This window comes from Streptomyces sp. MUSC 14 (genome assembly GCF_001866675.1).
Classification (GTDB): Bacteria; Actinomycetota; Actinomycetes; order Streptomycetales; family Streptomycetaceae; genus Streptomyces.
On sequence record NZ_MLYN01000030.1, the window covers coordinates 25,642 to 39,880 of the forward strand.

The window sequence follows — 14,239 nt, forward strand, 5'->3', positions numbered from 1 at the left end:
CATCGTTAGCCCGTGTCCCAGCCTGTGACAACGGCTCCGGGTACGGCCCACGGCCGTATCGAGAGCCGCCGTCGGCGACGAACCCTCGGGCGCCGGTGGGAGTTGCGGTCTACGACCGCGCGTAGTAGCCGCCGAGCGGTATATGACCAAGCTCACCCGTACGGCTTCCACGGGGAATCAGGAACGCGCTGGTCCGAGTGGTCGTGGGGCCGTGCGGAGTCGTCCGGTGCGGCCTGCGAGCATGAGGCGCATGCGAAGCAGAGGTCACATACGGGCAGCCCTCGGCGCAGGCAGCGGCGCCTTGTTGGTGCTGTCCCTCGCGGCGTGCGGCACCGGGGGGCACCGCAGTGCCGCCGCGCGTGTCCAGGCGGACGACGCGCGCCCCCGCAAGACGGTCCTGAAGCGGGTACCCGGCATCGGGGACCGGTGGTGGAAACAGGTGCCGGCCGACTCGCGTCAGGTCGTGGCCGTGTTCGGGGCGGGCGAAGACTCCCCCGACTCGACGGTGGCGGTCTTCACCAAGCACGGCTCCGTCTGGCGGCAGGAGCGGTCCTGGCCGGCACACAACGGACGCAAGGGCTGGACGTCGCAGCACCACGAGGGTGACCTGCGCAGCCCTGTGGGAGTGTTCACGCTGAGCGACGCGGGCGGTGTGCTCGCCGCACCCTGGGCCAAGCTGCCGTACACCCGCTCCGCGGGCTTCCAGGCCCCCCGGTCCTGGAAGAAGACGTACTGGCACGACTTCGACTACGTCGTCGCCATCGACTACAACCGTGTCAAGGGCACCCCGCCAGACGACCAGACGCGGCCGGAAGGGCAGTCGAAGGGCGGCGGCATCTGGCTGCACATGGACCACGGCAGCGGCACATCGGCGTGCATCAGCCAGTCCAAGTCGTCGATGGAGTACCTGCTGCGCACGCTCGACCCCGCGCTGCACCCCGTCGTGGTGATGGGAGACCGCGCGGCGCTGAACGACTGACGGGAGCGGCAACTGCGCTTGACGACCGCATAGTTCACGGAATGAGAGGTTCCGCACGACTGTGATCGCGCATGCTCATTTTCGGTCAGGAATGAACCGACCACCCCGTGTGAGGGGCGCCACTCGAGCCGCTCCTCGCATCCGGGCGGGCACCTGTCCCCACCGACCTCGCGACGGATGCCCGGTGACAGTAATTCATCCGGGAAGAACCTTGTTTATGTGAAACTTTTCCTACCTTGGCGCCAAACAGACGCAAGAATCGACCGAAAGTGACCGCGATCCTTTGACTCCTGAGCGGCTGTTCGGTGAATGTCGCTCACATGTCCGTCACATCCCGAGCCGCCACCGGTGGCCCGATGCGCATACGCGACTTCCGGCTGCTGCTCGCGGGAGCTGCCACCGGACAGCTCGGCGCCCAGGTCACGCTGGTGGCCCTCCCCCTCGTGGCCGTCCTCGAACTCCATGCATCCGCCTTCCGGGTGGGTCTGCTGACCGCCGCGGAGACCGCCGCCTTCCTGCTCGTCGGACTGCCCGCCGGGGCCCTGACCGACCGCATGCGCAAGCGCCCCCTGATGATCCGCGCGGACCTGGTGCGCGCCGTGGCCATGGCCACCGTCCCCGCCGCCGCGCTCGCCCACGTCCTGACGATGGCCCAGCTCTACGCCGTCGCGCTCGTGACCGGCGTGGCGACCGTGTTCTTCGACGTCGCCCACCAGAGCTACCTGCCGCAGATCCTCCCCCGCGACCAGCTCGTGGCCGGCAACGGCGCTCTGGAGACGGTCCGTTCCACCGCCCAGGTGACGGGCCCCGGCGTCGGCGGCGGACTGGTACAGCTCGCCGGGGCGCATCTCGCCGTCATCGCCGACGCCATCGGCTACCTGCTCTCCGCCCTGTTCCTCCTGCGCGTCGAGCAGCCCGAGGAAACGCCCGCCTCCGCCGGCGGCGGGTCGCTGCGCAGGGAGATCGGCGAAGGTGTCCGGTTCGTCGTAGGCCACCCGCTGCTGCGTGTCATCGCCCTCACCACCGCCCTCGCCAACCTCTGCACGGCCGTCCTCATGGCGACGCAGACCGTGCACCTCGTCCGCGTCGTCGGGCTGAAGCCGGGCGCGCTCGGGCTGGTGCTCTCCGCGTCGGCCGTCGGGGGACTGCTGGGCGCCCTGTGCGCCGGGCGCCTCGCCGCCCGGCTGGGCCAGGCCCGGGTCATCCTCCTGTCCGTCGTCGTGACCGGCCCGTTCGCCGTACTGTGGCCGCTGTCCGGCCACGGAGTCCTCGGCGCGGTCCTCTTCGCCACCGGATCGACGGTCGTCTCCTTCGGCGCCGTCGTCTACAACGTCGCCCAGGTGAGCTTCCGCCAGGGGCTGTGCCCGCCGCAGCTGCTCGGCCGGATGAACGCCACCCTGCGCTTCCTCATGTGGGGCACCCTGCCGCTCGGTGCTCTCCTCGGCGGCGCCCTCGCCGGATCCTTCGGGTCGCGTACGGCGCTCGCCTGGTGCGCCGCGGGCTTCCTCGCCGTACCGCTGCCGCTGCTGCTCTCCCCGCTGCGCCGGATGCGGGACCTGCCCGGACCCGACGGCCTCCAGGCCGACGCGGGCACCGGCGCTCCGCAGGAGAGCACCACCGCGGGCGGTGCCGGACAGTCCACGCCCACACCCACCCGCTGACCGGCCCACCCGAGCGGCCCCGCCGCAACAGCTCGGCCCGTGCATCGCTTACCCGTACGGCAGGCCGCACATCGCCCGTACCCACCACCGCCCCGTGCCGCGCCACCGCGGCCACGACAGTGAGGACCAAGTGCCCAGCATCACCGGCCAGTACCTGGCCCGCTTCCGGCGTCTCACCGCCGACGACCGGTCCGACGCGCTGCTGCCGGTCACCGGGGCACAGCGCCGCTTCGTACTGGTGCGTTCGCTGGACCCGTCGGGACGCCCCGACGTGGTGCCGATGTTCTTCGCCTTCCCGTACGGAGCCGTCGACCCCGAGCGTCTGCGGACAGCGGCCCGCCGGCTCGCCGCGCGGCACACCGTGCTGCGCTCGCGGCCGGCTGTCGTCCGCGGGACCCCCGTCCTGCGCGTCGGGCAACCGGACGTCCACGTGACCCGGCCGACTCCCGCTCCGGGGGAACGGCCCGCCGACACCCTGCGCCGTGCGCTGGCCGACTGGGATCCTCAGGGCCCGCCGCTGAGGCTCTTCCTGATGCGCGACACGGATCGCGAGGAGGACATCGTCGCGGTCGTCCTGGACCACGCGGTCTGCGACGGCCGCTCGCTGGCGCGGATCGTCGAGGAACTCGGCGCCGCCTACGCCGAGGACGGCACCGGGTCCCGTCCGGCGCCCGAGGAACACGAGCGGGCGGAAGCCGAACGCATCGCCTACCGGGAGACGGTCCTGCTCCAACTCGCCGCCGAGGAACGGGCGGAGACACCCGAGGCGACCGCGTACTGGGCGGACCGGCTGCACGCCCTGCGCAGCCGGGCCGCCGCGGCCCGCGCCGCGCACGCACCCGGCAGCACGCTCACGAGCGGTGCCGCGCAGGCCCGGCTGCCCGCGCCCGACCACGGCGTACCCTTCCCCGCGCTGCTCGACGCCTGCCGCTCGGCGGCCCGCGCGCTGTACGGGCCGGGCCATGTCGTCCCGCTCGGCTACCCGTGGGGCGGCCGCCCCGCCGGTGCGGACCCGGTCATCGGGTGCTTCCTGAACACCGTCGTCTTCCCCGCCGAGACCGGGCACGAGCCCGCGGCGGAGGCGACGGCCGACGCCTGGTGGGACGACCTCGACCGGGCCGACGTCCCGTTCGACGTGGTCGTGGCCGCGGTGCGGGCGGCGGGCTCGGGCTGGACCGGCGCTCTCGACGGACTGCTGACCGTGGACGACGACACCCGCCGGCCACCCCTCAGGCTGGCCGGTGTCGAGGGACGGGAGATCCACGTGGACGGCAGACCGGTCCGCGCTCCCTTCGCCGTCTCCGTCACCCAGGGAGCGGAGATCCAGCTGCGGATGGTGTGGGACCGCGCCGCCCTCGACGACGACACCGCGCACCGGGCGTTCGACGCGCTCACCGACGCGCTGCGCCCTGCGGCGCGGTCCGTGCGCTGAGCGTCAGCACCCGAACGCGCCGGTATCGCCGCGCGGTTCGGTGAGGCAGACCTCGTCGTCCGCGAGTCCGTCGCCGTGCCGACAGCGCGCCTCGGCGCACCGGATGTGCGAGACCCGAAGCACTCCCACGAACCACGAGCCACGAACCGCCCCTCGGACCCGGCACCGCGTGATCCGCGGAGCCGCCCGTACGACCACCGCCGGCCACGACCGTGACCGGCCCCGGACACCGACCCGACGACCTCAGGGATCGCCCATGCTTCCGCTCTCCTCCTCGCAGGAGATCGTCTGGCTGCACGAGCAGATGCAGCCCGGCAGTCGCGCCTACAACTTCACCGCGTCACTCGACCTGTGGGGCACCCTCGACACCGAGGCGCTGCGCCGGGGCCTCGCCGCCACCCTGGCCCGCCACGACGGTCTGCGGCTCGAACTCGTCGCCGCCGCAGGATCCGTACCGGGCCAGCGGGTCGCGCCGCGGTGCCTGCCGCGGCTGCGCACCGTCGACCTCGGCGAAGAGGCCGACCCCGAAGCCGAGTTCGCACGTCTGCTGCGCACCGAGGCCGAGACGCCGCTCGACACGTTCGAGGCACCGCTGATCCGCTGGACGCTCGTGCGGCTCGCCGCGCGTCATCACCGGCTGATCCACGTGGAGCACCATCTGATCCACGACGGGCACTCCTTCGCGATCCTGCTCGACGACGTCTTCCGCGTCTATCGCGCCCAGGTCCTCGACGAGACCCTGGAACTCCCGCCCGCCCCGTCGTACGCGGACCACGTCCGCTCCCGCGCCGAGGCCGCCCTCGCGCCCGAGTCCCTCGACTTCTGGCGTGACGAGCTGCGCGACCAGCCCCACGACCTGCCGCTGCCCGGCCTCGCCCGCCCCGGCGCCCGTCGCCGGCACCACGGCGGGCAACTGCGGCAGACGATCGGCGCCGATCTCGCCGAGCGGCTGCGCGGGCACGCCCGGTCCCGCGGTCTCACGCCGTTCGCCACGCTGCTCGGCCTGTTCGCGGAGCTGCTGCGCCGGCACAGCGGCCGCTCCCGGATGGTCATCGGCACCGCCGTCGGCAACCGCCCCCTCGGCTACGAGGACACCGTCGGCATGTTCGTGAACACCATCCCGCTGGCGCTCGTCCTGGACGGCGCCGCCCCCGCCCAGGACACCATGGACGACGTCACCGACACGCTCATCCGCGCCCTGCCGCACCAGGACGTGCCGGTCCAGGAGCTGACCCGGGCGCTCGGCATGCACACCTCGGGCGCGGACAATCCGCTGTTCTCCGTGATGTTCAGCGCCCACGACGCGCCGCTGCCCGAGATCGACGTACCCGGCCTCGACATCACCCTCTTCGAAGGGTTCAACACCGGCACCACCCGCTTCGACCTCGACGTGGTGCTGCTGCCGGACGACCGGCGCGGTGTCACCCCGCGCCATGGCGCGCCCGGGATGACCCTGGTCTGGGACTACGACGCCGACCTCTTCGGCGAGGACGTGGCCCGGTTGCTCTCCGGTCGCTTCCTGGACCTGCTGCGCGCCTACCTCGACACCCCGGAGGCGCCGCTGGCCGCGCTCGCGCCCGCCGCCGTGGAGCCGGCCGCCCGGCCCGTTCCGGTCGCCGCCGACCGCGATCTGCTCGACCCCGTGGCCGCTCAACACCCGTCGCTGCCCGCCCTGTTGTGCGGCGCACGCCGTCTCACCTACGGCGAGCTCGACGAGCGCGTCGGCTCGCTCGCGGAGCGTCTGCGCGCCGCGGGTGTGACGCCAGGCCGGCCGGTGGCCGTCGTCCTGCCCCGCGGGGCGGACTCGGTCGTCGCCCTGCTGGCCTGCCTGCGGACCGGCGCCGTCTACTGTCCGCTGTCCCCGTCCGACCCGCCCGGCCGGCTCGGACTGCTGCTGGAGCGGCTCGCCCCGGCGCTGGTCCTCACCGGCGAGGCCACCCCGGCCCTGCCGGACACCCTGGTGACCGCCCGGACCGACGCCCCGGTGCTGCCGCGCGCCCATGAGGCCGACGTCATGCCCGGCACCACCTACGTCATCCACACCTCCGGCTCCACCGGAACGCCGAAGCCGGTCGCCGTCGGCCGTGCGGCGCTGGAGCACCATCTGACCGCGACCGCGGACCGGTTCGGCCTCACGACCTCCGACCGGGTCCTGATGTTCGCCCAGCCGTCCTTCGACGTGGCGCTGGAGGAGGTGCTGCCGACCCTGCACGCCGGTGCGTGCCTGGTCGTGCCCGAGCACGAGGTGCCCACCGGCGCGGAACTCGCCGAGCTGCTGGCATCCGCCCGGGTCACCGTCGCCAACCTGCCCACCAGCTACTTCCTCGCCACCCGCGAGGACCTGCGCCCCGCCCTGCGCGACGAGAGCTGGGCGCCGAGGCTCCTGGTCCTCGGCGGCGAACGCCTCCCCGCACCGGCACTGCGCGGCATCCTCGCCGACACCGACGCCACCGTCCTGAACGTGTACGGCGTCACGGAGGCGGCCATCAGCTCCACCGTCCACGAGGTCTCCCGCGCGGCGCTCGCCGAGGGTGCCGAGGTACCGCTCGGCACCGAACTGCCGGGCGAGCGCGTCCATGTGCTGGACGACCATCACCGGCCGCTGCCGTCCGGTGCCGTCGGTGAACTCGCCATCGCCGGCCCCGGCCTCGCCGAAGGGTACGCGGGCAACGCGGAGGTGACGGCCGCCCGGTTCGTCACCGTCGACGCGCTCGGCGGGGAGCGCGTCTACCTCACCGGAGACCTCGGCTACCGCGGCGCGGACGGGCTGCTGTACTTCCTGGGACGGCGCGACAACCAGGTCAAGCTGCGCGGTCACCGCATCGAGCTGGAGGAGATCGAGGCGGCGGCGTCCGCCGCGCTCGGCGGCCGGTCCTGCGCCGTCGTGCTGGACCGTGAGAGCTCCGGCGGGCCCCGGCTCGTCGGCTTCCTCGAAGACGGCGCCGAGCGCGCGGAGTTCGACGAGAAGGCGCTCCACGCCGAGCTGAGCCGCCGGCTGCCCGGGCCTCTCGTGCCCGCCCGGTGGGCCCTGCTGGACGCCATGCCGACCCTCTCGGGCGGCAAGCCGGACCGTACGGCCCTGGCCCGCCGCGCTGCCGCGCTCGACCCCGCCACCGCCGCCGACGCCGGGACCCACTCCGGCTCCGAGACCGTTACCGGCTCAGAGACCGATGCCGGGTCCGCGCTCGGGCCGACGGCCGCCGGGTCCGACGATCCGATGACGGCCCTGGTCGCGGAGGGCTGGCGCGAGGTTCTCGGCCACGGCCGCTTCGACGCCCGCTCCCACTTCTTCCGTTGCGGGGGCCATTCCCTGCTCGCCGCCGAGCTCGCGGCCTGGCTGGAGCCCCGGCTGGGCACGCGCCCGCCGCTGAAGGTGCTCTTCCGCAACCCCGTGCTCGCCGACCAGGCCGACGCCCTCGCGGCCGTCGCCGACCGTTCCTCGGAGTCCTGATGAACCACACCCCGCCCGTCCCCGACGCCGGCTCCACGACACCCGGCACCATGCTCAGCATCGCCCACGGTCCCGCCGCCGAACCGACCCGGGTGCTCGCGCGCTTCGAGGAGTGGACCCGGCGCGCCCCGCGGTCGGCGGCCGTGATCGACGGCGCCCGGACCTGGACGTACCAGGAACTCGACACCGCCGCCGCGGACGTCGCCGCCGCCCTGCGCGACCGCGTACGCCCCGGGGACCTGGTCGGCGTCTGCCTCGACCGCTCCACCGCCCTCGTGGTGACCGCGGTCGCGCTCGCCCGGCTCGGCGCCGTGTACCTGCCGCTCGGTCCCCGCCCCGGCGAGCGCCGCACCCAGGCGGTCACCGAGGACCTCGACGTCGCCTGCCTGATCGGCGACCCCGGCGTCCTGCCCGAGGGACACCGGACCGGGGAACACTTCCCGCTCCCCCTGCCCACCGACGGCGTGAACGCCCCCAGCGCCGTGGTGGCGGCCTTCGCGGCAAGCGGCCGTGGTACGCGGCGCGCGCCCGAGGGCGCCCTGTACGCCGTCCTCACCTCCGGATCCACCGGCCGGCCCAAGGCGGTCGCCGTGGCCGAGGCATCGCTGTCCGTGGCCCTCGACTGGTACCGGGCCGAGACCGGACTGGCGCCGGGCGACCGCCAGTCCCTGCTCATCGGTGTCGCGTTCGACCCGCACCTGCTGGAGCTGTGGGCCGCGCTGACCTCCGGTGCCGCCCTCGTCCCGGCCCCCGACGACACCCGCTGGGACGCGCAGGTACTGACCGACTGGTGGCGGGACACCCAGGTCACCGTGTCGGTGGCGGCCACCCCCACCGTGGAACCGCTCCTGGACCGGCCGTGGCCCACGGGTCTGAGGCTGCGTCACCTCTTCGTGGGCGGCGACCGCATGCGCCGCCGCCCCGGCCCCGACGTCACCGCGACCGTCCACAACGCCTACGGCCCCGCGGAAGCCACCGTGGTCACCACCACCCACGCCATGCGGAGCACCGACGCGCAGGCGGGCGAGCAGTCGCCGCCGCCCATCGGCACCCCGCTGCCGGGGGTCACCGTCGTCGTCACGGACCACGACGGCCGGCCGGTGGCCCGCGGGCAGGACGGCGAGCTGCGGATCGGCGGCCACTGCCTGGCGCTCGGCTACCTCGACCCCGAGCTCACCGCGCACCGGTTCACGGCCCCGCCGGAGGAACCGGCGCTGCCCGCGATCGACCGTCTCTACCGCACGGGCGACCGGGTACGGATGGGTGCCGACGGCTGCCTGGAGTTCCTGGGGCGCCTCGACGACCAGGTCAAGATCAGTGGGGTGCGGATCGAACCGGCCGAGGTGGAGGCGGCGTTCGAGCAGGATCCCCGGGTGCGCAGTGCCGTCGTCACCGTGCTGCGCGACAGCTCCGGCCACGCCCGCCTGGTCGCCCACGTCCGGCCCGCGGACGGCACCGAATCCGGCGCCGGTGACCTGATCGCCGCGGTGCGCGCCTGGCTTCCGGAGCAGGCCGTCCCCGCCGCCGTCCGGATCGTCGACGGCTACCCCCTCGACGCCAACGGCAAGGTCGACCGGATCGCTCTGGTGGCCCAGGCCCAGGCCCACGGCGCGGTTCCCGAGGCAGTCGTCGGCACGGACGACCTCACCGACGCCTCACCGACCGAACAGCTCGTCCTGACGGCCGTACGCGATCTCCTCGGCCGCCCCGGGACCGGCCTCGACGACAACTTCACCGACGTCGGCGGCACCTCCGTCGTCGCCGCGCGACTGCTCGTGGTCGTCGAGCGCGCGACCGGAGTACGGCCACGCGCTCGCGACCTGTTGCGCAGCACCGACCTGCGCGCCTTCGCCGCCCTCCTGGACCAGCGCCGGACCCCGCACCCGGCAGGAGCCTGACATGACACCCAAGACATCCATGACCCCGCAGTCCCTTCCGGAGCGGCGTACGGCCCTGCCGGCGCTCGCCGTCCGGCACGCCGAACTCGCCCCGCACGCCCTGGCCGTCGTGGACGGCGACACCGCCCTCACCTACGGCGGTCTCCTGCGGTCCGGCCGCGCCCTCGCCGCGCACCTGCGGAAGCACGAGGTGGGCCGCGGCGACCGGGTGGCGCTGCTGACCACCCGGTCGGCCCGCACGGTCGTGGCGCAGCTCGCGCTGTGGCTGGCCGGCGCCGTGTGCGTGCCGCTGGACCCGGCCCAGCCCCGGCCGCGCACCGAGGCGATGATCTCCGACGCGGGGGTGACGCTCACCGTCGGCGACGCGAAGCTGCTGGAAGCGGCCGCGCTCAGCGGGCCCGTCCTCGCCCTGCCCGAGGAGCCGCTGCCGGGCGGCGGGCCGCTGGACGAGTCCGATGCGGACAGCGCGGCGTTCATCATGTTCACGTCCGGCTCCACCGGTCGTCCCAAGGGCGTCGCCGTCCCGCACGGTGCCGTCGCCGAGCTGGTGACCGCGCCGGACTATGTGACCCTCACCGCACGCGACCGCGTCCTGTTCCACTCGCCCATGACCTTCGACGCCTCGACGTTCGAGATCTGGAGCGCGCTCGCCAACGGCGCCGCCGTCGTCGTCTGCACCGTGCAGCGGCCCTCTCTGGAGGATCTGGCCCGGCACGTCGAGCGCCACGGCGTGACGGTGGCGTTCTTCACCACGGCCCTCTTCCACCAGCTCGCGGCCCGTCACTCCCGCGTCTTCGCGCAGCTCCGCTCGGTCGTCGTGGGCGGCGAGGCCCTGGCCGCCGCACCGGCCCGCGAGGTACTCACCACGTTCCCCTGGCTGGAGCTGGTCAACGGCTACGGGCCGACGGAGACGACCACCTTCGCCACCGCCCACCGGGTCACCGCGCGCGACTGCGACGCTCCGCCGCCGATCGGCAGGCCGATCGCCGGGGCCACCGCGCACATCCTGGACACCGACGGCCACCCGGTCCCGGCCGGTGAGCGCGGCGAGTTGTGGATCGGCGGCAGCAGGCTCGCCCTCGGATACACGGGTCTGCCGGAGCTCACCGCCGAGCGGTTCGTGGACGACCCCGTCGCCGGGCGGCTCTACCGTACGGGTGACATCGCGTCGTTCCGCCCGGACGGCATCCTGGAGTTCCACGGCCGCAACGACGACCAGGTCAAGGTCCGCGGCTTCCGCATCGAACCGGCAGAGGTCGAACACGCCCTGCGTCAGCTGCCGGAGGTCGACGACGCCGCCGTCACCGTCGACCGCGCCGGGACGTTCGAGGCGCGCCTCGTCGGGTTCGTCGTCGCAGCGCCGGGGCCCGTGCCCCGGGCCGAAGCCCTGCGCGAGCGGCTCGCCGCTCTCCTGCCCGCCCACCTGGTGCCCGACACGGTCAGCGTGGTGGAGCGGCTTCCCCTCACGCCGGCCGGCAAGGTCGACCGGCGTGCGCTGGCCGAACGCGCCGTGCCGGCCGGCGACGACCCAGCCGACCGCCCGGCGGGCGCGCTGACCCCGCTGGAACAGGCCGTCGCCGAGGTGTGGAGCCGGGCGCTGGACAGCGAAGTGACCCGCGCGGACGCCGAGTTCCTCGCCCTCGGCGGCCACTCGCTGCTCGCCCTCGCCGTCACCGACGACCTGCGCGAGGAACTCGGCGTCGAGCTCTCCCTCGCCGACTTCTTCGCCGCCCCGACCGTCGCCGCACAGGCCGACCTGGTCGAACGCGCCCTGCTGGCCGCCCACAGCGACCTCCACCCCGAGACCCCGGAGCACAGCGATGCCCACTGACGCCGACTCCACGTCACGGAACCGACAGCAGCAGCTCCAGCGGGAGCTGCTGCGTCGGGCCCGCGCCGGAGCCGCCCGCCGCACTCCGGCCACCGACTCCGATGCGGCTCCAGTCGACACCGCCCGCGCGCCGCAGGACAGTCCCGGCACCGCCTCGGCACACGACCGCGTGCCCCTCTCCCGCGCCCAGCGCCGCATGTGGCTGATGGAGCGGCTCGGCGGCGCCGGCGCCTCGTACCATGTACCGTTCGCCACCCGGGTGCGCGGCCCGTTCGACGCCGCCGTCTTCGAGACCGCGCTCACCGCGCTGGTGGCCCGGCACGGGATCCTGCGCACCCGCTACACGGAGCATGAGGGCGAGCCCTGGCAAGTACTGCTCGCGGCGCCGCGCACCGTCCCCGTGCCCGTCGTCGACACCGACGCGGCGCACGCCCCCGCACTGCTGCGGCGGGAGGCGGCCCGGCCGTTCGACCTCGCGGCCGGGGAGGCCGTACGCGCACTCGTCCTGCGCCACGGGCCGCTGGACCACACCATTTTACTGACCTTCCATCACATCGCCGTCGACGGTGGGTCGTTGGATACCGTGGCTGCCGAACTCGGCACGCTCTACACGGCGGCCACGGACGGGCTCGGCGAGTCCACCCTCACGGCGCCACCGCAGTACGCCGACCACGCGCGCCGCGAGCACGACGGCATTCCCGGCCTCGCTGCGGAACTGGACCGCTGGAGCGGTCTGTTGGCCGACGCCACCCCGCCCCGGCTGCCCCGGACGACGGCTGCCGCGCCGCATCCCGGCAGCCGGCCGGCGGCCGTGCACACCGTGCCGCTCGGGTCCGCGCTGCCCGACGCCCTGCGCAGGCTGGGTGCCGAACGAGGCGCCACACTCTTCGCGGTGTCGCTCACCGCGGCCTTCGCCGCCCTGCACCGGCTCACCGGCGACGACGACCTGGTCATCGGTGTGGCGGGCACCCACCGCAGCGGAACCGCCATGCGCGGCCTGGTCGGTCTGTGCGTCAACACCCTGCCCGTGCGGGTCGACGCCTCCGGCGACCCGTCCTTCACCGAGCTGCTGCGGCGGGTGTGCGCCGCGCTGCTGGAGGCGCAGCGTCACCGGCACATCCCCTTCGACCTCGTGCTCGAACGCCTCGGCGCCACGGCACGCGGCGGCGACGGCACCGCGCTGGTCCGCGTCAGCGCGGATGTGCTCGGCGAGCCGACGGTGCTCCGGCTGCCTGGCACCTCGGCCGAGTACGTCGATGTCACCACCGACGGCGTGAAGTTCGCCCTGTCGTACGCCCTGGAGCTGGGCGATGCCGTACGTCCCGTGGCACTCGTCCAGTACGACGGCAACGCACTGGACGACTCCGCGGCACAGGCGACGGCACGGCACTACGCGGCTCTGCTGGACGCAGCGGCGACCGCACCGGAGCTCGCGCTGAGCAAGGTCCTCGGCCCCGATGCCGGGGCCGGTGCGCCCACGAATGCCGGCAGCGGCGATGTGGACGGCGCCCGCCACCCGGCGGCACAGGCCCTGCGTGCTCAGCCGCAGGTCGCCGACGCCACGGTGGTCCAGCCCGCCCAGGGGCCACCGGTGGCCTACGCCGTCCTGCGCGACAGCGTCGGTCCGTCCGGCCAGGAACTGCTCGGTCTGCTGCGGCGGACGCTGGAGCCCGAGAACGTACCCGCCACGGTCACACTGCTCGACGCGCTGCCGCGCACGGTCACCGGAGAGCTCGACGACGACCGGCTGCCCGGGACATCCGCGCCGCGCACCCTGTCCGGTCCACGGGCCGAAGCCGTCACCGGGGCCTTCACCGAGCTGCTCGGTCCCGCCCCGGCGCCCGACGACGACTTCTTCGCCCTCGGCGGTCATTCCCTGGTCGCCGTGCAGCTCGCCGAACGACTGCGCACCGGGCTCGGGCTGCCCCTGACGGGTCTCGATGTGCTCCAGGCACGTACGCCCCGGGCGCTGACCGCACTCCTCGACGAACGCGCGGCGCAGCAGGCTGCTGCGAAGGCCGTGACCCGGCCGGGCCGATCCCGGACGGTGCGACCCGGGACCGTCCTGGTCACCGGCGCGACTGGCGGCGTGGGCGCGTTCGTCCTGCGTGAACTGGCCGCTCAGGGCCGCCCCGTGCTGGCTCTCACCCGGCCCGAGTCCGCCCATCTGATCGCCGCCGAGGGAGTCGACGTCGTCGAGGGCGACCTCTCCGACCTGGCCGGACTGCGCGACGCCGTCGCGAGCGCGGACGCGATCGTCCACGCGGCCAGCACCTTCACCCGCCCCGAGGTCGACGTGGCGGCGATGGGGACGATGGTCGACGCCTGGCGGCGGGGCCCCTTCGTCTTCGTCAGCAGTGTGGACGCCTACGGCCACCCCCGAGCCGACCGGGTCGCCGAGGAGTCCCTCATGTGCGAGCCCGTCAGCCCGTACGGCAAGGGCAAACTCGACTGCGAGGCCGTGCTGTTGCGCGCCGCGGGCACCGGGGGGCGCGGGGGCGCGAGCGCCGTGCGTTCACCGATCGTCTGGGGCGCGCACGACCGGCTGCGCGAACAGCTGCGCTGGGGCGCCATCGGCAGCCTCTACCAGGCAGCCCGCCGAGGCGACGCGATCGAGGTGCCGCGTCCGGGCACCGGCGGACACGCCTGGTACGGGGTGGCCTGGGTGCACGCTGCCGCCTTGGCCCGCGCGGTGGCCGAGTGTCTGGACCGCCCCGTCCACGGCGTCGCCAACGCCTGCGGCGGCCATGTGTCCTGGCACGACCTGGCGCACGACCTCGGCGAACTGCTCGGCTCCCGGCCCGACGTGCGTGAGTCCGGCGAAGTCCCCCAGGACCTCGACCACCGCTGGCACTACGACAGCGCACGCCTGGCCCGTGCCCTGCGGGCACGGCCGGGAGAGGACCGGCGGACCGTCCTGTCCGAGATGATCGACGGTATGACGGGCGCCGACGACTGACGCCCCGACGGCGCCCGGAGCCCCTGCG

7 protein-coding genes are annotated in these 14,239 nt (G+C 74.3%); all 7 read left to right on the forward strand.

Annotated elements, in window-relative coordinates:
• Nucleotides 1–250 precede the first annotated feature (250 nt).
• The 7 genes from BIV25_RS20300 (at nucleotide 251) to BIV25_RS20330 (ending at nucleotide 14,211) form a co-directional block, all read left to right on the forward strand.
• A complete protein-coding gene (locus BIV25_RS20300; protein ID WP_177235346.1) occupies nucleotides 251–979 on the forward strand; it encodes a hypothetical protein in 729 nt (242 codons plus the stop codon).
• Nucleotides 980–1,299: 320 nt separating this feature from the next.
• Nucleotides 1,300–2,640, forward strand: a complete 1,341-nt coding sequence (locus BIV25_RS20305; RefSeq protein WP_071373780.1) for an MFS transporter — start codon at nucleotides 1,300–1,302, stop codon at nucleotides 2,638–2,640.
• Nucleotides 2,641–2,770: 130 nt separating this feature from the next.
• On the forward strand, nucleotides 2,771–4,072 hold the full coding sequence (locus BIV25_RS20310) for a non-ribosomal peptide synthetase (protein ID WP_071373781.1): 1,302 nt from the start codon (nucleotides 2,771–2,773) through the stop codon (nucleotides 4,070–4,072).
• 256 nt (nucleotides 4,073–4,328) lie between these two features.
• Nucleotides 4,329–7,523 carry a non-ribosomal peptide synthetase gene (locus tag BIV25_RS20315; RefSeq protein ID WP_071373782.1) on the forward strand — a complete coding sequence of 1,065 codons (3,195 nt, stop codon included), beginning with the start codon at nucleotides 4,329–4,331 and terminating at the stop codon, nucleotides 7,521–7,523.
• Nucleotides 7,523–9,421, forward strand: coding sequence for an amino acid adenylation domain-containing protein (locus BIV25_RS20320; protein ID WP_071373783.1), 1,899 nt, complete (start codon nucleotides 7,523–7,525; stop codon nucleotides 9,419–9,421). Before BIV25_RS20315 ends, BIV25_RS20320 begins: the two co-directional genes overlap by 1 nt.
• A 1-nt stretch (nucleotide 9,422) precedes the next feature.
• The gene (locus BIV25_RS20325; RefSeq protein ID WP_071373784.1) at nucleotides 9,423–11,252 is read left to right on the forward strand and encodes a non-ribosomal peptide synthetase; all 1,830 of its coding nucleotides are present in this window, start codon (nucleotides 9,423–9,425) and stop codon (nucleotides 11,250–11,252) included.
• Nucleotides 11,242–14,211: a condensation domain-containing protein gene (locus tag BIV25_RS20330; RefSeq protein ID WP_071373785.1), complete on the forward strand. Its 2,970-nt coding sequence runs from the start codon at nucleotides 11,242–11,244 to the stop codon at nucleotides 14,209–14,211. Before BIV25_RS20325 ends, BIV25_RS20330 begins: the two co-directional genes overlap by 11 nt.
• The last annotated feature ends 28 nt before the right edge of the window (nucleotides 14,212–14,239 follow it).